The sequence below is a fragment of the Actimicrobium sp. CCI2.3 genome (assembly GCF_035019065.1).
Classification (GTDB): domain Bacteria; phylum Pseudomonadota; class Gammaproteobacteria; order Burkholderiales; family Burkholderiaceae_D; genus Actimicrobium.
The window spans coordinates 18381-44507 of the sequence record NZ_JASJWR010000015.1 but is presented as its reverse complement, the minus strand read 5'-3'; the positions used below and the strand labels follow the sequence as shown (position 1 = coordinate 44507).

The window sequence follows — 26127 nt, the reverse complement described above, 5'->3', positions numbered from 1 at the left end:
CCGGGGTGTAACTGGTAGGACATTGCTTTGCCAGTCGGAGCAGGTCGAATTACAGATAGCGTCCGGTGGCTGGGTCGTAACCCCTGAAAGTATTTAGCGAAACATGGCAGCAAAAAACCTATCGCTGTGTCTTAATTTACTTGACCACTTTAGGCTTGACGGTTCTTCGCTTGGGCAACTGGTGCAATGCCCTTCGGTTATTGCACCCTACGATTTAACAAGACCAACAATTTTTTCAGCAATGTCCTGTGTTCGCTGACGATCAGCCGTAAGTCCCATATGTTCAGTCTCGAGCCAAAGCAGGTACTCAAGCACCGTACTAATAGGCTTACGAGCAATCAGCATTGAATAAATAGTAGGAACATAGGCATCGTATTCGTCTTCGGCGTCATCAATAGACTGTATCCCGATCGGATCCCATTCCTTTTGAAGCACCTCGTGAATTTGTTGATGTAGTGATCGTGCACGATAGGCTATCTCGTTCATTATGGAGCTCCTTTGATTGCTGTTACTACGCGACCTGTTCCTGAATTTATAATAACCCGCACGTTATTTGTTGCATCGTAAAATCCGGTAGTTCCCACCCTTGTCGGAAAGGTTATTCCGTTGGTAAGCGCATTTTCAATTACCGATGGCATTAGTCCTCGATTCTGCATCTGATCAAGCGCATGTCCAGAGAACTTTCGATTTCCAATCACCGCTGGTTCATTTCGCACCTTCTGCCATGGCGCGTTCTTCATTTCAAAGCCGCTTTTACCTAAGAACCCAGTGGGCTCATATTCTGTGGCCCCTACACTTTTTAACCTGCTAGCCACCCCATTCGTAATCCCACCATTGCGCCTTTCACCACCCCCCGCACTCCCCGCCATCCCGACCGGCGTCGTCCCCGACGGATTCAACACCATCCCGCCAAGAATGGCCGCATCCTCATCCGACATCCCGGCTGCGGTTCCCTGTAGCGTACAGGCTGCCACCGCATTTTGCACGTCGAGCGCACGGCGCAGGTACGAATACGCCGCATCAACATCGCCATCGACACGTGCTTGCCTCGAGAGTTCGCGCAACGCCGCCGAACTTTGTGCGGGAGTGCAGCTGGCCGGGCATTGCGCTGCCAGTCCGAGCGGATCGATCGCGCCTAGCGGGTTGCCGTTGACGTAGCCGTACGTGTTGAAACCGCCATCCAGCCCGATCGGGTCGGATTGCAGATAGCGTCCGGTAGCCGGGTCGTAGTCCCTGAACATGTTGTAGTGACGGCCGGTTTCGGCATCGGCGTAATGGCCTGGCAAGCGCAGGTTCAGCGTGATTTTTTGCGTCGTGATGGTGGCTTGTCCGAAGGCGCTGTAGCGAGCTTTCCAGACGACCTGCTGGCGTTCGTCAGTGGCCAGTTGCGGAATGCCGAGATGGTCGGTGTGGAGCGCGTACAGCTGGCTGTCGGTGGCCTCATCGTGCCAGCCGATCCAGCCACGCAATGTGGGCAGTACTCCGGTCGGGGCGGGGGCGTAAGCCAGTTGCGCGACCGGCATCTGGTTCAGGTAGACGAAGTGCGTTGTGACGCGGCCGCTGTCGTCGATCTCGCTGGCGAGCTGGTTGCCCTGATAGAGGAAGTAGGTGGTGCGCGCTTTGCCGTGGGCATCGAACGTGGTCTTGCTGACGCGCTCGCCGGTGGCGTTGTAGGCGTAGCGGGCCACCGGTCCGGTAGCCGTACCCACATCACGCAAGCGTCCGGTGACGTCATAGCGCAGGTGCTGCAAACCGATGGTCAACGGATTGCCGGCGGCGTCGTAGGCGTAACGGGTGTTCCGGTCGCCATCGCGAATCGACGCGAGACGGTTGCTCGCGGGCTGGTAGGCGAGCGTTTGCCGGTCCGCGCCGGTGAGGCGGTTGCCGACGGTATCGTAAGTCCAGCTGACATTTTCGTGCGGGGTACCGACCCGGGACAACCGATCAAGGGCGTCGTAACCGTAACGTTCGTCGTCCTGTATCGCTTCGCCCGGTGTGCTGCGTGTGCTGCGTGTGATGCCGGTGATCCGGCCGACGCGGTCGTAGCGCACCTGCTGCGCATACAGCGGATGCGTGCCGGCTACCGTCACGCCGGTGCGCTGACCAGTCGCCGGGGCGCTCTGGTAGCGCGTCATCACGCCGTTGCCGTGCGTAAAACCGGTCAGCCCGGTGAACGGGTTGAGGCCGATACCGGTAACCAATGCGCGCGTCCGGCGACCATCGGCACTGACGAGGTCGAGGCGTTGCGGACGGCTGGCGTGGTCAAACGTCAGCGCCAGCGTTTCGCCCGATGGCAGCGTCGCGCGGTCGAGACGGTTGAGGCTGTCGTAGTGATAGCTGGTGCTAAACCGCAGTGGCGCAGCGCCCTCGCGCGTGAGCCAGTCGGTGCGACCGGTGACGCGGCCATTGTCGTCATGCTGGAACCGGGTGCTTTGCTGCGGATGGGCGATCTCTATCAGGCGGTCGCCACGATAACGGTATTCGGTACGCACGACTCCGGCAGACCCGGTGCTGACCTGCAGGATGAGCCGACCGGCGGCATCGTACTGGTAGCGGGTCGGGTTGCCGTTGGCGTCGATACGCAGAATCAGTTGGTCGGCGGCGTCGTAACGGGCGGTGCGGATGCCGCTGTCAGGACTGTCGACGCGTACCGTGCGGCCGAAATCATCGACGATGCGCTGAGTGGTTGCGCCGTTCGCGTCGGTGAGCCGGTCGACCAGCGACGTGCCGGGCAAGTAACCTGGGCGGGTCACCGCTGGTGTGGATCCTTCAGCGTTCTGCAGCACCGCCGCGATCCGGCCGGCTGCATCGACCTGATACGCCGTGCGGCGACCGAGTGCATCGGTGTGGCTGGCCAGCTGGCCGGTGACCGTGTCATAGGCGAATTGCGTGACCGCCTGTGCGGGATCGGTCAGTTGTGCGAGGCGATGCTGGTCGTCGTAGCGGTAGCTGCTGACGATGTCGGTGGCGGTGGTGTGCAAGCGCGTTTGCAGCAACTGGCTTTCGGTATCGCTGACTTCGCTGGCGGTGTTGCCGTCCTGATCGCGCAGTCCGCGCTGGCGACCGGCGGCATCCTGCAAGGCGTCGATCCAGGAACCATCGGGGCGGATTAGCCGTTGCGGCAGCCCGGCCGCGTTGTAGCTGATCTGCGTGACGAGCGCGACCGGCGACACGGCCGCGTCGAACCAGCGCTGCGGCGCGGGATGCAGGAATTGCGTCAGTCGGGTCAGCTGGCCGCGGGCATTGCGGGCGAAACTGGTGACGACGGGCCGATGGAACCCATCGCTGACGGTGACCTGATCGGGATAGCCGGTGGCAGCGTTCTGGAGAGTGGTACGGCGATTGCCCGGTGCGATCGTCTCGATCAGAAAATCGCCGCGCGCGTCATAGCGCAGTTGCGTGACATCCGAATCGGCCGGGCTGCCGGTGGGACCATTCGGCAACGGACCATCGATGGTGGTGAGCAGGCTGCTGCCATTGATGGTGGTGTAGCGATAACTGGTCGTGCGACTGATCGCCGTGGCAGGAGATCCGGGTTCCCAACCGGTTTCAGTCACGGCAAGCGGCTGGCCGGCGGCGTTGTAGCGGAGTTGCGTGACGACTTCCTGCCCCGGTACCACGCTGGGTCTTGCCACCAGCGTCGGGCCGAAACCGCTATCGCTGTGGTACTGGAACCGCGCTTGCCGTTGGGCCGGTTGCGGCTGGCCATTCACGTAGAAGATCCGGTCGATCGCCAGCGTGCGGCCGACATGGTCTAGCGTCAGGCGCACGCCGGACAGCGGCTGGCCGGCGGCATTGAGGCGCGTCGTCTCGGTCAGCTGGCCAAGCGCGTTGGTGGCATAACGCACGTTGCCTTCGCTGCAAAGGCGGCAGCCCGGACCGCGCACTTCCAGCACCTGATGCCGGTCGCCGACGACCGCGTGACGGTAGGTGGTGACCTGGCCGAGGCTGTTGGTCAAGACCGTTTCTGTGCTGCTGCGGTAGTCGAGCGTGACCTTGTCGACGTCGCTGGCATGGGTGCTCAGGATGGCCTTGCCGTCGGCGTTGTAGGCATAGGTCGAGAACCGTTCGCCGCCGATGCTGATGCCGGTCAGCAGGGTCGGATGCTGCGGGTCTTCGTAGTGATAGAAGCGTTGGTGGTCGGGACCGGTGACGCCAGTGAGATTGGCCAACGTGACGGAAGGATCGACGGTGGCTCCCGCCGGCAGTGCGCTGCCGTAGCCATAGGCGAAGGTACCGACCGGGCTGACGATGGTCTGTACTCCGCGGAATCGACGTCCATCCTTGCGCAGCGTTTGCCGGTCGGGATACCCCAGCCGCAATTGCCGCCCTTGCGGGTCCGTCACCGTTTGCAGCAGGCCGTCGTCGTCGTGGGTCATGCTGACAAACTGCCCGCCGGGAACCCGGATCATTTCCAGCCGTCCGCGCGCCGTGAAGGTGAGCTGACGGCCATCAACTTGCGTCCACAGATAGTCGTTACCGCGCGCGCCGCGCCGGATGACGACGGTGCCATGCGCCGGATTGCCGGTGCTGCAGCGGCTCGGGTCGAGCGGGTCGCGGCTGAAGGTCAGGTGGGTGCCGTCGGCCAGGATGATCTGCAGCGTCTTGCCAGCGACGTACAGCTCGGTTTCATACGACAGTTTCCAGCCGCGACCGAGGATGCCGTTGGGGATGCGCGGGCTGCTGAAATCGCTGTTGTAATAACGGACCAGTTCAAGACCGAGCACGCCGGGCAAGGCCGGCATGTCGACTTCGCGCTGGAACTTGTTGCCGGTGGTGAGGTTGATCGGATTGCCGGCGCAGCCTGTGCCGGGGTCGCCGGTGGTGCCGGCGAGGTTGGTGCATTGGGGGCTGGCGGGTGCGGCATGAACAGCACCGGAGAACACGACGCACAGCAGCAAGAGAATGGCAGTAATGCGCTTCATTGCGGAAACTCCACGACGACACGGCGGTTCGCTTTCAAGCAGTCTTGCTGCGCCGCCAACACCATGCCGGCGCAACGGGTCGGATCGGTGACCGGGTTACTGGCTCCAAGGCCCACCGCCTTGATGGCAACGCCAGCCAGTCCGTGCACCAGAAAATACCTGCGCACCGCATCGGCACGGTCTTACGACAGCGCCTGATTGATCCGATCCGAACCGATCTGGTCGGTATAGCCGAGCACATTAATCGCGCTGACGCCGGCATCGCGGGCATAGACCACCAGCGCATCGAGACTGGCCATGCCAGCCGCGGACAAGTTGCTGCTGCCGAAGGCAAACAGCACGTCGGCCGGCAAGGTCGTGCGGGTCGCGACCGGGCAATCACGTACCGGGCAATGCGCATCGGTACAGTCAACGCCCCCACCGCTGCCAGTGCCGGTTCCCGGCGTGACGCTAGTGCAGCCGGCAGCCGGACAATCCGGTGGCGAGTTGGTGGGCGGCGCGGCCGGATCGACCGGACGGCCGTTGTTGCCGGCACCGGGCAACGAAACCGGGTCCTGCTCGAACGCATCGGATTGCATCTGCAGAGTGATCTGGCTGACCATCGGGATACGGCCCGCGGCGATCAGCTGGCTGGCAAAGGTGTCGGTACCGGGATCCTGCACGGCCAGATACGCCGCATAGAGCGAGCGCACCAGCGGGATGGTTGGCAAATAGCCATGCGTGATCTGCAACTTGATGAGGTTGGCATCCTGAATGCTCTGGCCGGAAGCGCTGCCGATGGCTGCGCCCTTGAAGGCCTGACCACTGTTGGGAATGACGCGCTTGCCGTTCGGATTGGACCCGGCAAGGCGATCGTCATGCCAGTCGGCGAAGCTCTCGCGGGTCGGGTTTTGCAGCGTGATGCGGACATTGGCATCGACGTCACCGTTGGCTTTGGCGAGCGCGGCAGCGAGCTGGTCAGCGTTGGTGCCGCCACCGTACAACGGCACCATCGCCTGCGCATACGCGCGACGGACAAGGCTCAGATCGGCGTGCTGCATGCTGCCGGCACGCGCGGCCATGAAGGCCGCATGGTGCATCTGGTTGCGGGCGAAATACACCATGCCGTATTGCAGGATAGCCAGACCAAGCAAGGTGATCAGCGGCCCGATCACGGTGAACTCGACCATCGACAGGCCGCGCTGGTGCTGGTGGGAAGCAGAACAAAAAGAAAAGGGCATGGCAGACGACGCACTCGACGCATGGACAGAAAGCTCCATTTGCCACGTCATCCAGTGTCCGCACAATGACTTCCGGTAGCGTTAGTCCTGGCCACCATTGGCGCTGATTGCTTGGGATAAAAACTGCTGCAAGATGTTGTGTGCCTGCCTCGTCAACGCTAAGGTTCCGCGCCCGTATTGTGCCCACGCAGTGCTGTTACCTGATCGGTTATCACTCCGCCACGACAAGCCGGGAGCGGCGGAGCGCATACGGTTTTATCAACCGCAAGCGGTGCATTCGGTGCAATGCCCTTCGGTTATTGCACCCTACGATACTGTCCAGGAACTCTAGCGCTTATGCTAGCCGATCAGGAAGTTCGTCGAACGTGTTCCCGGCAGCGCGACAGCAGCACCGGTTTCGTCTTTCAAGGCGACGCCCGTCAGCCTTCGCCGGAAGGCTTCCTTCAGCAGATAGTGCAACTTGTCCGCTGCCTCGGCATGGCGCAAGCCAGCTGGCCGGACGTTTGAAATGCAATTGCGACTCGCATCGGTCAGTCCCACATGGGGCTGCCAGGTCAGATACAAGCCCATGCTGTCCGGCGCACTCAGCCCGGGCCGTTCGCCAATCAGCACGACCACCATCTGCGCGCCCAGCCGTTCGGCGATTTCGTCACCGATGGCTACGCGGCCCTGTTCGACCAGGCACAGCGGCGCGACCGACCAGTTTTCGGCGGCGGTCTGCGCGAGTACCAGCGCAAGAAACGGTGCGGCGTTCTGCATGATCGCGTGTGCTGACAAGCCATCGGCGATCACGAACGCGAGGTCATACGGTCCCGGCGCGAGCAAGGCGCGCGAAGCGGCATCGAGCTGGCGGCCCAGGTCCGGGCGCTGCAAATACGTGATGCGATCGGCCGCCGCACTGTGCAATCGCAGGCAGGGCTGACCGATGTCCTGCGCCAGCCGGGGTGCATCCAGTGCCAGATGGACGGCGTCGCGCGCCTGCGCATGGGCGAGCTGGAAAGCCAGATGGGCGTTGGTCGGCAGGCTTGCGCCAACTCTGCCCAGCGCGATACGGGCATCGGTGAACTGGCGCAGCGCTTGCCACGGATTGGCAATCACGAGATCGGCGCGGTCGCTCATCGCGTCAGTCTGGCCAGCGCCTGCCCGAATGCCGCAGGAAGCGTTGCTAACGGCTGGCCGTCGCGGGTGATCTGCATGTGCTCCAGCCAGACGGCGAATTCGGGTGCCGGCAGCAATCCCTGCGTGCGGCGCAAGTACAGCGCATCATGAAACGACGTGCTCTGGTAGTTGAGCATGATGTCGTCGGAGCCGGGTATCCCCATGACGAAGTTACAGCCGGCGACGCCGAGCAAGGTCAGCAGCACATCCATGTCGTTCTGGTCCGCTTCGGCGTGATTGGTATAGCAGACATCGCAGCCCATCGGCAACCCGAGCAGCTTGGCGCAGAAGTGGTCTTCCAGTCCGGCGCGGATGATCTGCTTGCCGTCATACAGATATTCGGGACCGATGAAACCGACCACGCTGTTGACCAGCAGCGGCTTGAAGTGACGCGCGACTCCATAAGCGCGCGCTTCGCAAGTTTGCTGGTCGATGCCGTGATGCGCACCGGCCGATAACGCACTGCCCTGCCCGGTCTCGAAATACATGACGTTGTCGCCGACGCTCCCGCGTTGCAGCGACAGCGCGGCACTGCGTGCCTCGGCCAACAAGTCGAGCGTGATACCGAAGCTGTGATTGGCCGCTTCGGTCCCGGCGATCGACTGGAATACCAGATCGACCGGTGCGCCGCGCTCGATGGCGGCGAGCGTGTTGGTCACATGCGTGAGCACGCAGGACTGGGTCGGGATCGCGTACTGCCGGATGATCTCGTCCATCATGGTCACCAGCCGGATCACTTGCGGCACGTTGTCGGACGCCGGGTTGATGCCGATGACCGCATCGCCGCTGCCGTACAGCAGGCCGTCGAGCAGGCTGGCAGCGATGCCGCTGGCGTCGTCGGTCGGATGGTTCGGTTGCAGGCGCGTCGATAGCCGGCCGGGCAAGCCGAGCGTGTTGCGAAAGGCCGTCACGACACGGCACTTTTGCGCGACCAGGATCAAGTCCTGATTGCGCATCAGCTTCGACACCGCAGCCGCCATTTCGGGCGTGATGCCGGGGGCCAGTGCGGCCAGCGTGACGCTGTCGGCGGCATCGCCCAGCAGCCAGTTACGCAAGTCGCCAACCGTCAGATGGCTGACCGGCGCAAAGGCCACCACGTCATGGCTGTCGATGATCAGGCGCGTAACCGCATCATCTTCGTAAGGAATCAGCACCTCGTTGAGGAAGGTCGAGAGCGGCAAATCGGCCAGCGCCATCTGTGCCAGCACGCGCTCTTCGGCGCTGCCGGCGGCGACCCCAGCGAGCGTGTCGCCGGAACGTGCCGGTGTCGCCTTGGCCATCAGGTCCTTGAGGTCGCGAAAGCTGGCCGTGACGCTGCCAGCGCTGTGCGAGTAGCGATGGGTGTGCGCCATCAGTACTCTCCGGCCAGATCGCCGCCGCTAGGCCCGGATGTCCGTTTGCGGTAGGCGAACGGCCCGCCGGAGATCACGAAACCGACCGCCATACCCAATAACTGCAACGTACCCGGTACCGGTTTGAGGACGTGGTGGCTGCTTGCTGCGGCAATGTCGTTCATGACGGGTCCTGTGCGGTAATCGGCAGCGACACCTTGCCTGCCGGCTGACGGGCAAGGTGCGTGCGCGACCTTGACTATACCGGCCGATGGCCGCAGCGTCATCGTGTCATGGCGGATTTGATTGGTGGTGGCCGAAGACCCGCGTGCTTCGCGCCGTCCTACATCCGATTCAGATGCTGTCCTATTCAGAAGAAAACACGAACCCTTTACCCTGTCTCATAAACTAGTCAACCGAAAGCACCCACATGAACATCACCGCCGTCGTACGTCCTGCCGTACTGGTAGCCCTGCTCGCCGTGGCGCTCGCTGGCTGCAGCAATGACAAGGTACCAGAACTACTCAATAAAAAATCTTCCGGATCGGTGGCGCTGCCGGTGTCGGAAATACCACCGCAGCCAGCCAGCATGACGCCGCAACCGGTCAAGCCGAAGCCGGAGATCGCCGCCGATAGCGGCAATGCAAACGGTCCGTCGCAGGCCAATCCGAGTAAGCTGGAGCCCGCACAGGAATCCGCCACCATGCCATTGCCGGGACAGGCGGGGGACCATTCGACACCGGCGCCGATCAGCATCAAATGATGACCTGCGGGCACACGCCAGCGGCATCGTTCACCCTGGAGTAGCAACATGCCCAAATCCAAGACCCCGCCACCCGACGAACTCGAACTCGATGGCGACGACGAAGTGCTTGCCGAGTTCGAAACCCGCCAGCAACTGGAGCCGGATTCCGAGCGCTGGAGTTCACTCGACAAGGATGACCCGAGCGACAACCTCGGCGAGTTCGATCCGGCACCGCCCGAAGGACGCTAAACCCGAAGAACCCGCAGCGGCCGGTCACGCGACCGGCCGAACGGATGCACCATCGCCCCCTCATGGCCGTGTTAAGTTAGGACGACTTATCTGCCAGCGTACTTGCGAGCACACCTCGCTGACCGATCCATTGCGTCACTGACTCCAACGGAAAGAACCTCCATGACCATCACCGCATTGCTGGACCAGGATTTCGACACCATCCCGGTACTAATCCGCTATCACGCGAGCGCGCAACCGCAACAGATCGCCTTGCGCGACGCAGAGCGTGCGCTGGATTACGCTACCGTCGACGGCTGGATGGACCGGATTGCTGCGGCCTTGCAGCGTGACGGCATCGCGCCGCGTCAGGTGGTTGCACTCTGTGCTGCCAATTCGATCGAGTATGCGCTGGTCTTTCTGGGCTGCCTGCGCGCCGGCATTGCGGTCGCGCCACTGGCACCGAGTGCGGGAGCCGACGCACTGACGGCGATGCTGCAGGATGCCGGTGCGCAGCTGGTTTTCATCGATGCCGACGCCGGCATTGCGCTGGATCAGGCCGCCACCCCAGCCACCCTGCCGCGCATCGCGCTGGACCGGCTGGTCGACTGGGCGGCACCGGCCGGCAGCGTGCCCAGTCCGGTTGCCGCGCAACCGGACTGGGCCTTCAACATCATTTATTCGTCCGGCACGACCGGCACGCCGAAAGGCATCGTCCAGTCCAATGCGATGCGCTGGTCCCATGTGCATCGGGCCACGCTGTCAGGTTACGGACCGCAGGCAACCACGCTGCTCTCCACGCCGCTGTATTCAAACACCACGCTGGTCTGCTTCCTGCCGTCGCTGGCACTCGGTGGCTGCGTCGTACTGATGCCGAAATTCGATGTCGCCACCTATCTGGCATTGGCCGCGCGGTATCACGTCACGCACACGATGCTGGTGCCGGTGCAATATCAGCGCATCATGGCGCACCCTGGTTTCGACCAGGTCGATCTGAGCGCCTTTCACATGAAGTTCTGCACCAGCGCGCCGTTCGCCGCCGCACTGAAGGCCGATATCCTGCGGCGCTGGCCGGGCGGACTGGTCGAGTACTACGGCATGACCGAGGGCGGCGGGACGTGCATGCTGGCTGCACACGAGCACCCGGACAAGCTGCACACGGTCGGCCAGCCCGCACCGGATCACGATATTCGCCTGATCGACGACGAAGGTATCGAGATCGCACGCGGCGAGACCGGAGAAGTGGTCGGCCATTCACCGGCCATGATGACCGGCTATTTTGGTCAGCCACAAAAGACTGCCGAAGCCGAATGGTTCGCACCGGATGGCCGCCGTTTCATTCGCACGGGCGACCTTGGACGGTTCGACGAGGAGGGTTTCCTGACGCTGCTGGACCGCAAGAAGGACATGATCATTTCGGGTGGATTCAATCTTTATCCGAGCGATCTCGAAAGCGTGTTGCGCCAGCATCCGGGCATCGCCGACGTTGCCGTCGTCGGCGTGCCATCGGAACGCTGGGGCGAGACACCGGTGGCGTTTGTGGTGCTTCGGGCTGCAGCGACCGATTCGGCAGAACAATTGCTGGCGTGGCTCAATGCGCGCGTCGGCAAGATGCAGCGACTGGCGGCCGTGGAACGCGTGTCGGAATTGCCGCGCAGCGCCATCGGCAAAGTACTGAAGCGGGAGTTACGCGATCACTACGCCAGCAAAACCATGATTTGATCTGTAGCAAACAAAGTTGAACCTAAGGTATGAAAAATGATCCAAATGGAAACATTACTGGAAATCAATCATGCTGAAATTCATAGCAAAACGGAAATTTCTCCTCGCTGCCCTGTTCGCCCTGTCACTCACCGGCTGCGCCGTCGTACCGTATCAATCCTCGGGATATGTTGGCACCGGCGGCACTTATTACCAAACGCCGACCGGCTATAGCAACAATAACCCTTACGGCAATTACTACGGCTCCCCGTACAGTACTTTCGGTTCGCCCGGCGTTGGTATCGGATTGCAATATTACGGCGGTAGCCGACGCAGCCACGGCTATCGGGGCGGATACCATCATCGCTCTGGTGCCTCTCATCGTGGCGGTCCAGGTGGCAATCATCGAGGTCGAAGTGGACACCGCGGACGCTGATCAACCGTCTGTCATCACGCAATGCAACGCAGGATTGTCGGTAAATAAAAAAAGTGACTTGTGCTATAAAATTAGATCAAATTCCGGGGAGCAACTTCTCCGAAGCAGGCACGGGCATCTGACTGACCCGTGTCCAACGAAAGGATAGAAGCACCATGCTAGCTCAACCATCTTGCCCCATTCCTGTGAACGAATCAGAACGTCTCGCACACTTGGATTCCTTCTCTATTCTCGATACCCCACCGGAAATCGAGTTCGATGCGCTCACGCGTGTCGTCGCCCACGCGTTCAATGCGCCGATTGCCGTCATTGCCATGATGGACAGCGACCGGCTCTGGTTCAAATCCAAACTTGGGCTGGACGTACCCCAGCTCGACCGGAAGATCGCTTTTTGTGCCCACGCCATCATGACGCCCGATGCGCCACTGGTGATCGAAGACCTGACGGCTGACCCACGCTTTGCCATCAACCCGCTGGTCAGCCACAATCCGCACTTACGCTTTTATGCCGGCGCTCCGCTGGTCGATGATAGCGGTCTCGCACTTGGCACGATCGCGGTTATCGATAGCCGTCCGCGCGCGTTCAGCCAGACGCAACAGCACGTCCTGATGGATTGCTCGAGGCTGGTCATGACGGCGATGCAGGCACGTCGCCGGGCATTGGTGCTGGAGCAGCTGGCGATGACAGATTACCTGACCGGGTTACCCAACCGGGCTCAGTTTGATCAGGCAATGGCAACGGAAATGAACCACGCGCGGCGTACCGCTCAACCGTTCAGCCTGCTCTGCCTCGACCTTGACGGCTTCAAGGGTGTCAATGATGAATTCGGCCATGCGGCCGGCGACGAAGTACTCTGTGAAGTTGCGCGGCGGTTGCAGCGCCATGTGCGTCTGGGCGATACGCTGGCCCGCCTTGGCGGTGATGAATTCGCCATCGTCACGCGCGATGCCGACAGCGATGCGGTCGCGATATTGGCGGATCGGCTCATGGACACGGTTCGGCAACCGATCCGCCTGACAAGCGGCGACCTGGTCACATTGGGGATATCAGTCGGGATAGCGCCCTACACGAGCGATGTGACCTCGGCGCAATTTTTGTTAGCACGCGCCGACAAGGCGCTCTACCGCATCAAGAATCAGCTGCGCTGAGGTCAGGCCGAATTCCCCCTTGCTTGATCCAGACTGTGCATCCCTGCGCACCAGCCCGTGCCTGCAGACTTGCCGGCGCGGGCAAACGCAACCAGGACTGCACGTCGAAAATGTCCCCACACTCTTCGAAACTGCCTTCGAGCACCAGTAATTCGGCACCCTCCGGAAAAGACTGCTCTACCGTCGCGCCGGCAGCCCAGCGTTCCATCTGCACGACTTCATGCTGATCCGCAAATAACGGCCGAATAGTGACCCCGACCCGGTCCGGTGCCGGCTGGAAATCATGGTGCCCGGCAGGCAAGCGGACTTCGGTCCGGTCAGCCGGATCAAACTGCCTCAGCTTGACAAGAATCGTGCAGCCTGGAGCGGAATGCGGCGTGTGCCGGGACGTCGGCGGATTACGCACATAGGTGCCCGCCGGACAATCCCCATGCTCATCACTGAACACGCCGTCGAGCACGAGAAATTCCTCGCCACCGCCGTGCACGTGGGGAGTAAATTGACTGCCCGCTGCGTAGCGCACGATCGACGTGGCGCGGGCCACTTCGTCACCGATGCGGTCGAGCATGCGCCGCTCGATACCGGCCACCGGCGACGCAACCCACGGCAATCGCGCCGCATGCACGACAACACGGCGACTGAAATCGGCATTGAGCTGCATCATGATCAGGACGCCTTGACGCCAGGACGCGCGGCGATGCGCGCACGCCAGGCGTGCAAGTTAGCCAGGTCAGCCGGAATCGCGATTTTGGCGAAATCAGCAAAGCCCAGGCCAACGAAGGCAGTGATGTCCGCCATCGAGAATGCGTCGCCGGCGAGATAGGGCTGGTTGCCCAGCAAGCGGTCAAAGTACGCCATGCCGGCGAGCGCACGGTCACGGCTTTTTTCGCCCCATTCACGGTTCTGGTACAGCTCGATCTTCGCGCCCAGACCAGGGGTCGCGTGATGGAAATAGGTGGCAACTGCGTCCATCAGTTCGGCTTCTGCGCGGCGCTGCATCATGTGGATTACGGCGCGCTGTTTCGGGCTGCTGCCGGTAAGTGTCGGCTCGCCATCAAGATGGTCAAGATATTCGGTGATCGCTGTGCACTCGGAAATCATGGTGCCGTCGTCAAGCTCGAGTACCGGTACGGCTGCCGCTGGATTTTTAGCCACGAAGGCAGGTAATCTGTGCTCGCCAGCCGGGACATTGACTGCAATGAATTCAACGCGATCGGTCAATCCTTTTTCGGCCAGTGCAATGCGCACGCGGGCAGGGTTCGGGAACCCTTTGAAATCGTAAATTTTCATTTTTGAGCTCCAATGGATGGGACTCAAAGTCTACAGGGAACTGTCGCCGGACGTAGGAGCACCGATTACAGCAGTTCCTCCGGAGCCAGCGGCGAGAGCAGCCAGAGACCGAATTTGAACAGGCCGCTGACATCGGGTTCGCTGGTATAAATCACTTCGACACCCTCCTCGGTGGCCACCCATTCGAGCGCGCCGGTGCGTGCCGACAGGCGTAACCGATAGACGCTTTCGTCGTGATCTGCCCTGAGCAAGCCATCCAGTTCTTCGGCCAGTTCCGGGCTGTCGATAAGCAGTCCCATTTCGGTATTGGTGCGCATCGAACGCGCATCCAGATTGAGCGAACCAATGAACACCCGACGCTGGTCAACCACCACCAGCTTCGCATGCAAACTGGCGTTCGAGGAACCGAACAGGCCCGGACGCTTGCGTTTTTTGGTTGCCCTCAACTCGTACAAGTGCACGCCCAGCTCCACCATCGGCCGGCGATAGGGTGCGTAGCCGAGATGCACCAGCGCCGAATCGTTGGCCGCCAGCGAATTGGTCAGCACCAGCATGCGCACGCCGCGGGCCGCCAGTTGCTGCATCGCCGCCATGCCGACCTCGCCAGGGACGAAGTACGGCGAAATCACCGTGACGTCCGATTGCGCACTTTCCATCAGGCGCAAGATACGGCCACCGGCGGTCTTGTCCACACCGCGCTCGGTCAGACCGGCGACTTTATCCGGCGAGTCGGCCACCACGCGGGCATTGGCCCAGACGAGTTTCAGTTTGCCAGCATCAATTTCGGTGGCTAGCGCGGCATGACCGAGCGGGTCACGCAGCTCCGCAGACACCGGCAAGACGGCGACAGGGCGCGCTGTCGGCGCAGCATCTTCCTCAAGCCGGAACGTGGCAAAGGCGCTTGCCGGGTAGGCGTAGTTGCTGTTCCAGAACTCGTCGAAGACTGCCGATAGCGGTGCCACGACAGCACCAACGGCAAACACATCCAGATCGATGAAATTGCTGGTCGTACTCTGCATGAAATATTCGTTGCCGATGTTGCGACCACCGGTGATCGCCATTGCGTTGTCGGCCACGAACAGCTTGTTGTGCATGCGGTGATTGACCCGATCAAGATCGCCCAGTGACGCCACCACACGCGTAAAAATCGACGAGCGCCCGCCGGCAAACGGATTAAATACGCGCACTTCAAAGTTCGGATGGGTCGACAGCCGGGCCAGCAACTCGTCCTGCCCCTGGGTCGCGATATCGTCGAGCAGTATGCGCACACGCACGCCACGTAACGCCGCGGCCAGCAATTCGCGCCCGATCGCGCGGCCGCTTTCATCGCCATGAAACAGGTAATACTGCACATCGAGCGTGCGCTCGGCGCGGCGCGCCAGCGCGATGCGGGTATCAAAAGCGAAATTGCCGCTCGGCAGCAATCGGAAACCGGACTGTGCACCCGCCGGCATGGAGTCGCGCACGACACGTCCGAGCCGGGTGTCCTGTGGCGTGGTCAAGGCCACCGACGCTGGCCTGCGGACCTGTTCGGGCAATGTGGCGCAACCGCACTGTATCAACGTAAAAGTAATCAGTAGCAGAAAATTTTTCATCGTCGGTCGAAAGGTGAAGTTTGAAAAGGTATCCGTATCGCCGGTCAAGACGCAGCGTGGTCGGTGCGGTGAACCGCATCACGCAATACCGCCTGGCAAGGATCGGTGCCCGGATTGGCACCATCCCACAATGCAGTGCCAACAATACTGAGACCGCCCGTGGCAATCGCCGCACCGAGACGCAGCAACGCCGACGGCGAGCCGGTCGGATCAAGCCGGACCAGCGGATTGACCAGCGAACCGGCGATGCGGACGTCACCGCTCAGTGTCGCCAGACCGAGTGCGATACCGGAACGGGCCCGCACGCGACCACTGAGGTCGAGTGTTTCTTCGCGCAGGTCGACGATGCCACTGGTCAGCAGCTGGCTGGCCTGGCTGCGTACACCGACCAGCGGGCTGGCCACAGCTCGGCCATCAACGAATGCCAGCTTGGCAGCGGCGCATTCCAGCGCGATTCCGTCGGCGTTACGGGTCGACAAAATCGGCATCAGACCGGTCAGCAATGCTTCGGCGGTCGCACCGGAGCGGCTGGTGATCGTGGCTGGCCCGAGCCGGATGCGGACCGGGCCGGTCAGTGATGCCGCCATCTCTTTCATGTTGTCACCATGGGCATCTACCCGTGCATCGATCTGCATCTGGCCGCCTGTCAGTGGCGCACTGCCACTGGTGGCGACCAGCCATTTTTGCAGCGAGACGTCTTCCAGATGCAGCACCATGTGTGCCTGCTTGCCGGTTGCCGTCAATTTAAGGTCGCCACTGGCTTTGCCACCGAGCAGGCCGGCCTTGAACTCGCTGAGCTGCAGCCGGTCGCCATCGATCAGCAAGTTGCTGCTGACATCGGTCAACTCGATGCCCGGCCGGGTCCTCACACTACCAATCCGCAGAGCGACGCTGCCCTGCATGCCCTGCATTGCCGCCAGCGCACGCCAGGCGAATGGTTGCTTCCGGAACAGCTCACCGGCAGGTTTTGGCGGAAATGGCGTACGCCCGGCATCAGCCAGCAGTTCCACCCAGTCCAGCCGCGGTGCCGACAACTGTGCATTGACGGTCGGCCGGCTGCCGCCGGGATCAAGTTGGGCAGTGCCTGTCACATGCAGATTGCCGAGGCGAGCATCGATTGCGCTGGCACTCAGTTTGCCGCCCGCTTCGCGCAGGTCGGCGTGCAGCGAGAACGGCGCAATGGTGCGCAGGTCCGCATCGCTATGGATGAACGCCAGTAAATCAGTGGGTCGCTGGGCATCAATCTGTAACTTGACAGCGGCATTGGTCAGCACCGCCTGCAGCGGCAAACGGCCTGCCATTGTCACGCGCGCCGATCCGGTACTGAGCGTGATGCTGCCGCTGGGTAGTACCGACAGCTCGTCGAGCCGCGCACTGGCGATCAGCTCACGCGTTTCGCGGCGCAACAGCGCCTCGACCTCGATCTCACGCCAGCCCGGTTTGCTGTGCACGCTCAGATTCGTGATGTGCGTGATGCCGCTGTCGAATTGCGGGCGACGATAACGCACGCTGGACTGACGCACCTCGACTGCGGTCAGCTGGTCCAGGTCCAGCGACGCGGCACTCCAACTGGCCGCGCCGGCATGACTTTGCTCGAGCTCCAGATGCGCACCTTGCACCGTCAGTGCGGACAACTGTACCTGCCCGATCAGCAGCGGCCACAGCGCCAGTTGGATCGAGACCTGCTCGGCCTGCAACAACATTGCCGCTTGCGCTCCAGCCGGATTGGCGACCTGCACGCGATACACGTCGATCCCGGGTAGCGGCAGCGCATGGACAGATAGCGCGCCAATGTGCACGGTGCGCCCCAACGCCACCGTGGCGCGCTGCTCCAGCCAGTGAATCCAGCGCGACTGATCGAACACCACCTGCGAGGCGAACGTCCACCCCCCGAGCACTAACAGCACAAGAAGCGCACAGATAACCGCGTAGCGGGGAATGTCGGCAGAGATTCCAGGTAAGCGCATGAATGTTTTTCGTTGCAAAGGAATGGCCGAGTCTACCCGAGCCGACAAGAATGATGCATGTCAAATAGCAAGTGCCCGCCCGGCGCTTAGCGCGCAGGGCGGGCACTCGGAGTGGTCACCGAGCTAGCCGATGAGAGTTACTTGGTCTTGTCCTTGATGAATTCTTCGGCATCGCCAAGGCCTTTTTGCGCCTTGCCTTCGACCTGCTTGCCGAGTCCCTTCGCTTGCTGTTCCTTGTTGCCGACCAGCTTGCCCGCTTCTTCCTGAAGCTTGCCTGCTATGTCTTTGATTTCACCAGTCACTTGATTTTTGTTCATGCGAATTCTCCTGAAATGGGTAAAAAGACAGTTTGCACAGCTGCGTTTGCAGCGTCGCATCTGCGATTACAACAATACGGGACGCATTAAAACCAATCTGTACGTTGCCCCACATACTGCGTTAGCTCGACGCGACGCGAACCGATACCGTACCAGTGCACTAGCGTCCCCGGGCGTGCGCTACACTCGGCGCTGATTTGCGGCTGTCTTTCCGATACGCGCATCACTTTCTGACTACACTTATGGCCACTCCCAAGTCCCGCGACAAAGTTACCCTCATCGCCATCGGGCTGATCATTTTCTTTCTGGTGGCATCCTTTGCCGCCGTCTGGTTCTATCGGCACGAGCAAGCCAGGATCGTCCTGCGCCAGAACTACACGGTGGTCGGACCGATGGTCGTAAGTACCGATGAGTATTCGGTAGGCACCACCATGGCGCTGGAAACCAGTGCTGAAAATGCCGGGTGGGCCAGCAAGAACCAACCCGCCATTCGCGCAGTCATCGAAACGACGCTGCGTTCGCTCGATGCCCAGCAAGTACATCTTCCAGGTGGCCTGGCCGCCTTGCAGGTTGCCCTGACTGCAGCCGTCAACAGGGAGATGAAGACCGACAAGGTTGAACAAATTCTACTGACGGATTTCCTGCTGCAAACCGGCGTCTGACGTCCTTCATTTCAGGAGATGTGCCATGCACTATCGACATTACAAAGGCGGCGTTTACGAACTGGTTGGTCCCGCGACGCTGGAATCGGACCTGACGCCAATGATTGTCTACCGTGCGCCTGACGGCTCGCTGTGGGTCAGACCGGCAGCCGTGTTCAACGAACTAGTCGAGGTCGCGGGTGTTTGGGTACGACGTTTTGCTCCGACAGAATAGGCTCCTTATCTTTAATTAACTTATTAACAACACCTGACATTACTGGTATTTAAATTGTATCTATTTAATTATTATCAGCCTACTATCAAGTTGCAATAATGTTAAGGCTTAAGTTCCACATTTGTTGGGACAGCCTCCTGAACTTTCCCGTTTGAAATTGATCGGAGTTTCTCATGAAATTGTCCCGACTTATCCAAGCTGGCGCCTTCTCCACCATTGCTGTTTTTGGTAGCGCCAACGCCGCATCTGAACTGATTATCAACGGCGATTTTGAAACCTTTGCCCCGTTCAGCACCCCCTTCGTGACAGTCCTGGCGGGTGACAAGTCGCTCACTGGCTGGACCATTGGTGGCACATCAATTGATGTCATCAACGGCAACTATGGCGCGATCCTGGGCAACAGTATCGACGTGCTGGGCACCCCGGGTCCTGGCACACTGTCACAGCAATTTGCCACCACGGCTGGCAGCTTGTACTCGCTGGTCTTCGACCTGTCGCGCAATCCGGGCGGCTCGGCCGATTCATCGATGACCGTCAATGTCGCGGGCAATACTTTTGCGTACTCTGGGACAGGTATAACGACGCGTTACACGCAATCGTTCGCGGCTCTCACCGACTCGACCACACTGACCTTTAACAGCGCGGTAGCCGGATACTCCGGTGCCGTCCTCGACAACGTCTCCGTCTCGGCCGTACCGGAGCCATCAACCTATGCACTGATGCTCGGTGGTCTCGGCCTGATGGGCTTCATGGCACGCCGCCGCAAGCAAGGTTAAGCGACTGCGTACCGCCCGGCCCCTCTGCGGACGGGTTTTTTTTCGCCTTGACATCGATACTGGCAGCAATTCGACCAGCGGTGATGGTGGGAAATCGAAGCATTTTTGCCCGCGTTCGGTTGCGGCGAATTGGTTTAAAGCAATTGTTTCCAGTAGACAATTTATTAACAATCGTTGACATTTTTAACATCAAACAATGTTGTCGTTGAATTAATGCTCGACTATTATCAGCCTGCGTTACAACAAAGGCTTAAGTTCCTTATTTGATGGGACAGCCCCCCTGAATTTTCCTCGTTTAAAATTTATTGGAGTTTCCCATGAAATTATCCCAACTGATCCAAGCCGGCACCTTCGCCGCTGTTGCCGCGTTTGGTAGCGCCCATGCAGCACCAAACCTGATTTCCAATGGTGACTTTGAAGCATTTACCGGAAGCCCATTCACCGGCTTTACGACACTCGGTGCAGGAGCTTCGACACTGACAGGCTGGACCATTGGCGGCACCTCCGTCGACGTCATCAACAATAACCAATATGGTGCCATTTCCGGCAACAGCATCGACATGTTGGGTACGCCTGGTCCTGGTTCGCTGTCCCAGACATTTGCCACCACTGCAGGCGGTTTCTACTCGCTGAGTTTTGATCTTTCACAAAACAGCAACCAAGCTCCAACAATGACTGTGGCAGTCAACGGTGTTCAGCAAGGCCCCGTATTCTCAGGTACGTTCCCGACTTACACCTCTTTTACTCAGCAATTCCAGGCGCTCACTACATCAACGACGCTGTCGTTTACTAGTGCCGCTAGCGGTTACGGCGGTGCCGTCCTCGACAACGTCTCGGTCTCGGCCGTACCAGAGCCATCGACCTACGCACTGATGCTCGGTGGCCTCGGCTTGATGGGCTTCATGGCACGTCGTCGCAAGCAAGGTTAAGTTACTGCGTCCCGCCCGGCCCGTCTGCGGACGGGTTTTTTTTCGCCTTGATTTTCGGGCTTCTGCTACAGTCCCGCCATGAAAAAACTGACGCTCGACCGACTCCTGCAATCGCAGGGATTCGGCACCCGAAAATGGTGCCGCCAACTGATCGACGATGGCGAAGTGTCTGTCGCCGGCACCGTCGTAACCGACTACCGCACCACGTTCGATACCGATGGCCTGACCTTCCGCCTGTTCGACGAAGACTGGGATTTCCACGAACACGTCTTCGTGGCGCTGCACAAACCACCCAATTTCGAGTGCTCGCGCAAGCCCAGCCATCATCCCGGCGTGCTGAGCATCCTGCCGGAAAACTTTACCTGGCGCGATGTACAACCCGTCGGCCGGCTCGACCACGACACTACCGGCCTGCTGCTGATGTCGGATCACGGCCCGTTCATCCATGCGCAATCGTCACCGAAATCCCATATCCCGAAAGTGTATGTCGCGACCACCGCCGAACCGGTCACGCCGGAGCTGGTGGCACTGTTGCTGGCCGGTGTGCAATTGCACGATGAGCCGGCACCGCTGGCTGCCGTTCGTTGCAGCATGGTCGACAGCCACCGCATCGAGATCGTGCTCGAACAAGGCAAATATCACCAGGTCAAGCGCATGCTGGCCGCTGCCGGTAATCATTGTGCGGCGCTGCAGCGCGTGGCGATCGGCCAGTTGACGCTGGAAGGATTGGGACTGGAAGAAGGGGAATGGTGTTATCTGGACGCGGAGGAACTCGGATTGCTGGTCGCGGGTGACTGATTGGCACGTCCATCTTCACCAGTGCCGGGAGCCCGCCCTGGTAGCGCACCACTAGCAACGGAAAAATAATACTGCGGGAGAGTCTTACCGCCTCTCAGCCGCCCAATTTTCCCGAGATGACTGGACTGCCGCTTGCGCGAACCAGAGTGGTATTCCAAACACTGCTCATGAAATCCAGCGGATGCCCCTGTGCGTCGCGCACTTGGCCTAATTTGCCGACAGCGCGAGCCTGAACCATCGCCGGCAACGGCACGTAACCTGTCTCGCTGGCCATGTTATCGCCGCGCAAGAATGACCAGTAAAAGAATCGCAATACGCCGGCAACCCGCGCCGAGTTTTTAGGTGTGCGCTCGATGAGTACATAGGTCGCGTCGGTGATCGGCCAGGCGTTACTAGCCGGCATATCAACGAAATTCAGCGCTTCGCCATCACGTGGGGCGGGGCTCGACTTGACTGCTGCCAGCAGCGTTTCTTCGGTAGGGGCGACATAATTTTTGCTACGGTTCTGCAACAGTGAGTACACCAATTTTTTTTTGGCCGCTTGGTTGGCCGCCACATAGCCGATCGCGCCGGCGGTTTCACTCACCGTGGTGGCCATGCCATCGTTACCCTTGGCCGGCACCACACCGGCCGGCCAGTTGACTCGCAAGCCAGTACCAAACCGTAACGCCCAATCGGTATCGGCCTTGCTGAGATAATCGGTGAAACCTGCCGTAGTGCCGGACTCGTCGGAGCGGACAATGCATCGGATTGGTACGTCAGGCAATTTGATGGCTGGATTAAGAAGCTGGATTTCACGGTCATTCCAATTGCTGATGCGACGTGAAAAAATCGCCGCCAGCAACGGCCCTGTCAATTTCAGCTGACCGGCTTTGACGCCGCTTAAATTAAGGACGGGAACGACACCACTGACCAGAGTAGGAATCTGGATCAGGTCGTTTTTCTTGAGATCTGCAGGAGACAGCGCGAAATCAGTCGCTCCAAAATCGACTGCATGGGCAAGTATCTGTTTGATGCCATCGCCCGAACTGGTGGCACGGTAATTGACTGTCACCCCTTTTTCCTTACTATAAATACTCCCCCACGAAGTGTAGGCACCGGCCGCAAAAGTCGAACCGGCACCGCGCACTTCGGCTTGTTGCCCTTGGGCCATCGTGGAGCCTGTCCTCATCATGCACAGGATGATGACCAGCAAACGAAGTAGGTTTTTCATGATTTTCCTAGCATATTCAGCAAAATCTCACGCGAAATAACGCTCTGATAGAAGCGCAGGTTTGTGACGAATGTCCGCCGGGAAGCCGACCACCTGGCGCTTTAGTAATTCATGCTAGGCTAAACCAATAGTAGACGCAAAGAAATAATTGGTTATGCGATATAAATCTTTCGAGCCCCCGACCTGCTGTTGATATCGGGCCATAGCCAGTTCATCCGTCCGCGATCGTCGCCGAAGTCACACCTCACGAAAGGGGATGTCACGACCAAACCAGGACCGGCCACGCCCGAACTGGTAGTGCTGCTACTACCCGGATGCGCCGTTGCATGACGAAACGGCACTGCTATCAGCGGTTTGCTACAGCGTCGTTGACAACCACCGGACAGCGCTTTAATGCGGGGTGCATCGCATCATCCGCATCTCGATGACAAGGCGTCTATGGTCAGCAAGCTCCACATCTTGCTGAACACTGAGAGGGCGACCGCTCGCCTGAATAGAATTGAGCTTCTCAATTTTTTGTTGTCCAACAAGAATCAAACCGTCAAGAACTGCCATGTTTCGGGCCTGCTGTTTCCGATTGGCGAGGAGTCTGGCTCGCTTGGCCGGATCGGACCGGTTTTCCAATTCATCCATTCGCAGTGACAGCGCCTCGGTACCAAGTACATTCTGTGCGCTAATCAGCGAGTGAAAAATTGCCCCGACGGTGTCGTCGGATTTTCCAGCCGCCCTGCCACTTTGCGCACCTCTGGAAGGACTTGCTAACCGTCTTTCCCCTTCGATACCGGTCTGTCCGAGCAACCTGTTGCGGATCGCCGAATCACGCACGCCACACTCACCTGACGCATCACTGCCACGATATTTTTCCTCGCGTACCGCTTCGGCGCGATGGTCTTTCAACGGCGACCTGTCACTTTTTTTTCCTGCAGATTCTGTGGCCACCCCTCTGAATAATGACCGGATCTGTCCATTAAAACGCGCAAAAAAAGTCATGACTCCACCCGCAACAAGTTGTAATGATGATGAGTGAACTCCTGCAATCAATAATTCCATTGTGCACAGCGCGGCACGACACACTTGCTCTTGATAATTAGGTTCTGCAACGCGCCGGCCAATAGCGATGACCATGCACTCCGACTTGCCGCCAGCGTACATGACGGTAGTCGAAATGACGGCAGTCGCCGCGGGCTTGTCACTTTGCAGTCAATTCCCGCTTATTATTCTCGCCAGCGAGATTGCTTTTGATAAACAATTTTTCGTGATCGGTGATTCTGGTCGCGGCCGTAGTCATCGCCCTGCACCACCTGAGTTTTAACTATTTGCAGCAATAAGGCTACGGTGTCAGTTGTTTTACGGAGCCTGGGCATGGTGATCTCGCATGCCGCGTATGTCGTCGTCGAAACCGGGGTACTGATCTTCATCGCGGTCGTACTGCAGGGCGATGCCATCCAGAGCGCCGACGTGCGCAACCTCGCCCAGCGCTCGGCAGCCGCGGCCAAGAACATCTCGGCCCTGATCAACGAGTCGGTCGTCGGGTTGCGCTGATTGAGCCACCCCGACTCCCGACTACTTGTAATAAAAAAAGCCAGATCATCGATCTGGCTTTTTACTTCGCGTGCATTTTTCGATGCCATCGGTGCTGCAGGCTTGCTCGGCAGATGGCTATTTCTTCCTGCGTGCGGGGCAAAAGAAAACGTTCAGTTGCTGCTCGTTTTTGCTGTCAAGTCAATTTTTGACCCACTAGAATGGCGCTCAATATAAAGAAATTACCTTCGATGAACTGTTGTCTTTGAGTATTTTAGTAATGTAATAGTATGTCTTTGGCATTTCAATCCAAACACTCATTCTTATCGACAACGCTGAGGAATCCGCCCATGTCTGACATCAGCACCTTTCTTAATAAAAATTACGTTCAGGCAGACCGCTTGATGCTGTGCGTGTTGTGGGGTCTTTTCGTCATGAGTCTGGGGCTGTCAGGGATGCATGACACGCTGATCTGGGCCTTACTGATCGGTTTGCCGGCCGTGCTGATACCGACTGCGCTAATCCTTGCTGCTGGTGGTAGCTTGATGACACGCCTCGTCGTTGCTGCTGCGCTGATGATATTTTCCGCACTACATATTCATCAAGCTGCAGGCATGACCGAACTCCACTTTGGCATTTTTGTGCTGCTGGCCGTATTGCTGTGCTACCGCGACTGGGCGGTAATTTTGGTGGCTGCCGTGGTCATCGCTGTCCACCACTTGAGCTTTAATTACTTGCAACAATGGGGCTACGGCGTGCTGTGCTTCACCGATCCGGGTCTGGGAAAGGTGATAACGCATGCTGCTTATGTCGTGGTCGAATCCGGTGTGCTGGCGTATCTGGCCGTCATGCTGCACAAGGACGCCGTGCAGAGCGCCGAACTGAACGTCAGCGTCGAAGCGCTGACAGGAAAAGCTAGCGGCGTCATCAACCTGAGTGCCGAAAAAATTGCAGCGAAGAGCGACAGCGGTCTGGCACTGCAGGGTGCCGTCGCGATTCTGCATAACGCGGTCACCAGCGTGCGCAGCGGCATTGACACCATGGCAGTGGCGTCGCGTGAAATCGCTACCGGCATCATCGACCTGTCTGCCCGTACCGAGCATCAAGCCAGCGCGCTGAGTCAAACAGCTACCTCGATGCTCAACATGACAACGACCGTCAAGCAGAATGTCGAGCGTGCCAGAGAAGCCAACCAGATGGCACTGGACTCGTCAGCGATTGCCGTCAAAGGCGGCGAAGTGGTCAGTCGGGTGGTACTGACGATGCAATCGATTTCGGCCTCGTCGCGCAAGATCTCGGACATCACCAGTGTGGTCGACAGCATCGCTTTCCAGACCAATATCCTGGCATTGAATGCCGCAGTAGAAGCAGCCCGTGCGGGAGAACAGGGCCGTGGATTTGCCGTGGTTGCGGCCGAAGTGCGCAACCTCGCTCAGCGCTCCGCTGCGGCCGCAAAAGATATTTCGTCACTGATTAATGAGTCGGTCACCAGTATCGACGCTGGTAGCACGCTGGCCAGCGAAGCAGGTACCACCATGACCGACATTGTGACCAGTATCCAGAAGGTCAATACGATCATGATCGACATCAGCACCGCCAGTCAGGAACAGAGTCTCAGCATCGAGCAAGTCAATCAGGCCATCGGCCAGATGGATCAGGTGACCCAACAGAATGCCGCATTAGTCGAAGAGTCCGCAGCGGCATCCGAAATCCTGCAACAGCAAGCCGCCAGTTTGGTCGAGGTGGTCAGCATCTTCAGGCTCGATGAACAAGCACAGCCATTGCTACGGCCACAGCTGGCGCAGACACGGAGCGCTGCGGCTGTTCGCGGTTTATTGCGCTAGAAATTGCCGTCAAGGGCGAGGTATTTCAAAAGCACAGTGAACGAGACCACCCTGCGTCACCCGGAACTGACGGCTTCATGCCTGTCCCGGGTGGCGCATCCTTGCTCCG

Annotated in this window: 27 protein-coding genes; 13 read left to right on the top strand and 14 right to left on the bottom strand. The window is 59.6% G+C overall.

The window, feature by feature from the left end; genetic code table 11:
- Nucleotides 1-207: 207 nt before the first annotated feature.
- The 7 genes from QN370_RS10250 to QN370_RS10220 all read right to left on the bottom strand — a co-directional run bounded on the left by QN370_RS10250 (nt 208) and on the right by QN370_RS10220 (nt 8921).
- The gene (locus QN370_RS10250; protein WP_322125946.1) at nt 208-486 is read right to left on the bottom strand and encodes a hypothetical protein; all 279 of its coding nucleotides are present in this window, start codon (nt 484-486) and stop codon (nt 208-210) included.
- On the bottom strand, nt 486-4925 hold the full coding sequence (locus tag QN370_RS10245; protein WP_322125945.1) for an RHS repeat-associated core domain-containing protein: 4440 nt from the start codon (nt 4923-4925) through the stop codon (nt 486-488). The genes QN370_RS10250 and QN370_RS10245 overlap by 1 nt, the downstream gene beginning before the upstream one ends.
- Nucleotides 4922-5092 carry a hypothetical protein gene (locus tag QN370_RS10240; protein ID WP_322125944.1) on the bottom strand — a complete coding sequence of 57 codons (171 nt, stop codon included), beginning with the start codon at nt 5090-5092 and terminating at the stop codon, nt 4922-4924. Before QN370_RS10240 ends, QN370_RS10245 begins: the two co-directional genes overlap by 4 nt.
- A gap of 15 nt (nt 5093-5107) precedes the next feature.
- Nucleotides 5108-6184: a TadE/TadG family type IV pilus assembly protein gene (locus tag QN370_RS10235; RefSeq protein WP_322125943.1), complete on the bottom strand. Its 1077-nt coding sequence runs from the start codon at nt 6182-6184 to the stop codon at nt 5108-5110.
- Between the two features lie 300 nt (nt 6185-6484).
- Complete coding sequence (gene eutC, locus QN370_RS10230; RefSeq protein WP_322125942.1) at nt 6485-7264, bottom strand: ethanolamine ammonia-lyase subunit EutC; 780 nt, start codon at nt 7262-7264, stop codon at nt 6485-6487.
- Nucleotides 7261-8655, bottom strand: a complete 1395-nt coding sequence (locus tag QN370_RS10225; protein ID WP_322125941.1) for an ethanolamine ammonia-lyase subunit EutB — start codon at nt 8653-8655, stop codon at nt 7261-7263. The genes eutC and QN370_RS10225 overlap by 4 nt, the downstream gene beginning before the upstream one ends.
- Nucleotides 8655-8921, bottom strand: a complete 267-nt coding sequence (locus tag QN370_RS10220) for a hypothetical protein (protein WP_323581717.1) — start codon at nt 8919-8921, stop codon at nt 8655-8657. Before QN370_RS10220 ends, QN370_RS10225 begins: the two co-directional genes overlap by 1 nt.
- 143 nt (nt 8922-9064) lie before the next feature.
- Between QN370_RS10220 and QN370_RS10215 the strand changes: the two genes are divergently transcribed.
- The 5 genes from QN370_RS10215 to QN370_RS10195 all read left to right on the top strand — a co-directional run bounded on the left by QN370_RS10215 (nt 9065) and on the right by QN370_RS10195 (nt 12892).
- A complete protein-coding gene (locus QN370_RS10215) occupies nt 9065-9397 on the top strand; it encodes a hypothetical protein (protein ID WP_322125939.1) in 333 nt (110 codons plus the stop codon).
- A gap of 48 nt (nt 9398-9445) precedes the next feature.
- Complete coding sequence (locus QN370_RS10210) at nt 9446-9628, top strand: hypothetical protein (RefSeq protein ID WP_322125938.1); 183 nt, start codon at nt 9446-9448, stop codon at nt 9626-9628.
- Nucleotides 9629-9790: 162 nt separating this feature from the next.
- The gene (locus QN370_RS10205; protein WP_322125937.1) at nt 9791-11329 is read left to right on the top strand and encodes a class I adenylate-forming enzyme family protein; all 1539 of its coding nucleotides are present in this window, start codon (nt 9791-9793) and stop codon (nt 11327-11329) included.
- Between the two features lie 70 nt (nt 11330-11399).
- On the top strand, nt 11400-11744 hold the full coding sequence (locus tag QN370_RS10200; protein WP_322125936.1) for a hypothetical protein: 345 nt from the start codon (nt 11400-11402) through the stop codon (nt 11742-11744).
- Nucleotides 11745-11956: 212 nt separating this feature from the next.
- Complete coding sequence (locus tag QN370_RS10195; protein WP_322125935.1) at nt 11957-12892, top strand: sensor domain-containing diguanylate cyclase; 936 nt, start codon at nt 11957-11959, stop codon at nt 12890-12892.
- Here QN370_RS10195 and QN370_RS10190 read toward each other — a convergent pair.
- The 5 genes from QN370_RS10190 to QN370_RS10170 all read right to left on the bottom strand — a co-directional run bounded on the left by QN370_RS10190 (nt 12873) and on the right by QN370_RS10170 (nt 18061).
- On the bottom strand, nt 12873-13556 hold the full coding sequence (locus QN370_RS10190) for a cupin domain-containing protein (RefSeq protein ID WP_322125934.1): 684 nt from the start codon (nt 13554-13556) through the stop codon (nt 12873-12875). The two genes, QN370_RS10195 and QN370_RS10190, sit on opposite strands and share 20 nt — an antisense overlap.
- Before the next feature lie 2 nt (nt 13557-13558).
- On the bottom strand, nt 13559-14182 hold the full coding sequence (locus QN370_RS10185; RefSeq protein WP_322125933.1) for a glutathione S-transferase: 624 nt from the start codon (nt 14180-14182) through the stop codon (nt 13559-13561).
- A 65-nt stretch (nt 14183-14247) separates the two neighbouring features.
- Nucleotides 14248-15777, bottom strand: coding sequence for a phospholipase D family protein (locus QN370_RS10180; RefSeq protein ID WP_322125932.1), 1530 nt, complete (start codon nt 15775-15777; stop codon nt 14248-14250).
- Between the two features lie 44 nt (nt 15778-15821).
- Nucleotides 15822-17744, bottom strand: coding sequence for an AsmA family protein (locus tag QN370_RS10175; RefSeq protein ID WP_322125931.1), 1923 nt, complete (start codon nt 17742-17744; stop codon nt 15822-15824).
- Between the two features lie 137 nt (nt 17745-17881).
- Complete coding sequence (locus QN370_RS10170) at nt 17882-18061, bottom strand: CsbD family protein (RefSeq protein WP_322125930.1); 180 nt, start codon at nt 18059-18061, stop codon at nt 17882-17884.
- 242 nt (nt 18062-18303) lie between these two features.
- On the opposite strand from QN370_RS10170, the gene QN370_RS10165 reads away from it, so the two are divergent.
- From QN370_RS10165 to QN370_RS10145, 5 genes are all read left to right on the top strand, one after another.
- Complete coding sequence (locus QN370_RS10165; RefSeq protein WP_322125929.1) at nt 18304-18723, top strand: flagellar basal body-associated FliL family protein; 420 nt, start codon at nt 18304-18306, stop codon at nt 18721-18723.
- Between the two features lie 25 nt (nt 18724-18748).
- Nucleotides 18749-18937 (top strand): DUF1653 domain-containing protein, encoded by a 189-nt coding sequence (locus QN370_RS10160; RefSeq protein WP_322125928.1) that lies wholly within the window; start codon nt 18749-18751, stop codon nt 18935-18937.
- Nucleotides 18938-19110: 173 nt separating this feature from the next.
- The gene (locus QN370_RS10155) at nt 19111-19713 is read left to right on the top strand and encodes a choice-of-anchor C family PEP-CTERM protein (protein WP_322125927.1); all 603 of its coding nucleotides are present in this window, start codon (nt 19111-19113) and stop codon (nt 19711-19713) included.
- Between the two features lie 317 nt (nt 19714-20030).
- Nucleotides 20031-20642: a choice-of-anchor C family PEP-CTERM protein gene (locus QN370_RS10150; RefSeq protein WP_322125926.1), complete on the top strand. Its 612-nt coding sequence runs from the start codon at nt 20031-20033 to the stop codon at nt 20640-20642.
- A 78-nt stretch (nt 20643-20720) separates the two neighbouring features.
- Entirely contained in the window at nt 20721-21440 is a 720-nt protein-coding gene (locus tag QN370_RS10145; RefSeq protein ID WP_322125925.1) for a pseudouridine synthase, read from the top strand.
- Between the two features lie 94 nt (nt 21441-21534).
- Here the strand turns inward: QN370_RS10145 and pstS are convergent, their stop codons facing one another.
- Together pstS and QN370_RS10135 are read right to left on the bottom strand one after the other, a co-directional pair.
- A complete protein-coding gene (gene pstS / locus QN370_RS10140) occupies nt 21535-22653 on the bottom strand; it encodes a phosphate ABC transporter substrate-binding protein PstS (RefSeq protein WP_322125924.1) in 1119 nt (372 codons plus the stop codon).
- A 390-nt stretch (nt 22654-23043) separates the two neighbouring features.
- Nucleotides 23044-23778: a hypothetical protein gene (locus QN370_RS10135; RefSeq protein ID WP_322125923.1), complete on the bottom strand. Its 735-nt coding sequence runs from the start codon at nt 23776-23778 to the stop codon at nt 23044-23046.
- Here QN370_RS10135 and QN370_RS10130 point away from each other — a divergent pair.
- From QN370_RS10130 to QN370_RS10120, 3 genes are all read left to right on the top strand, one after another.
- Nucleotides 23771-23965, top strand: coding sequence for a hypothetical protein (locus tag QN370_RS10130; RefSeq protein WP_322125922.1), 195 nt, complete (start codon nt 23771-23773; stop codon nt 23963-23965). The genes QN370_RS10135 and QN370_RS10130 overlap by 8 nt on opposite strands.
- A 50-nt stretch (nt 23966-24015) precedes the next feature.
- Nucleotides 24016-24195: a hypothetical protein gene (locus QN370_RS10125; RefSeq protein ID WP_322125921.1), complete on the top strand. Its 180-nt coding sequence runs from the start codon at nt 24016-24018 to the stop codon at nt 24193-24195.
- Between the two features lie 329 nt (nt 24196-24524).
- Entirely contained in the window at nt 24525-26018 is a 1494-nt protein-coding gene (locus QN370_RS10120) for a methyl-accepting chemotaxis protein (RefSeq protein WP_322125920.1), read from the top strand.
- Nucleotides 26019-26127 lie beyond the last annotated feature (109 nt).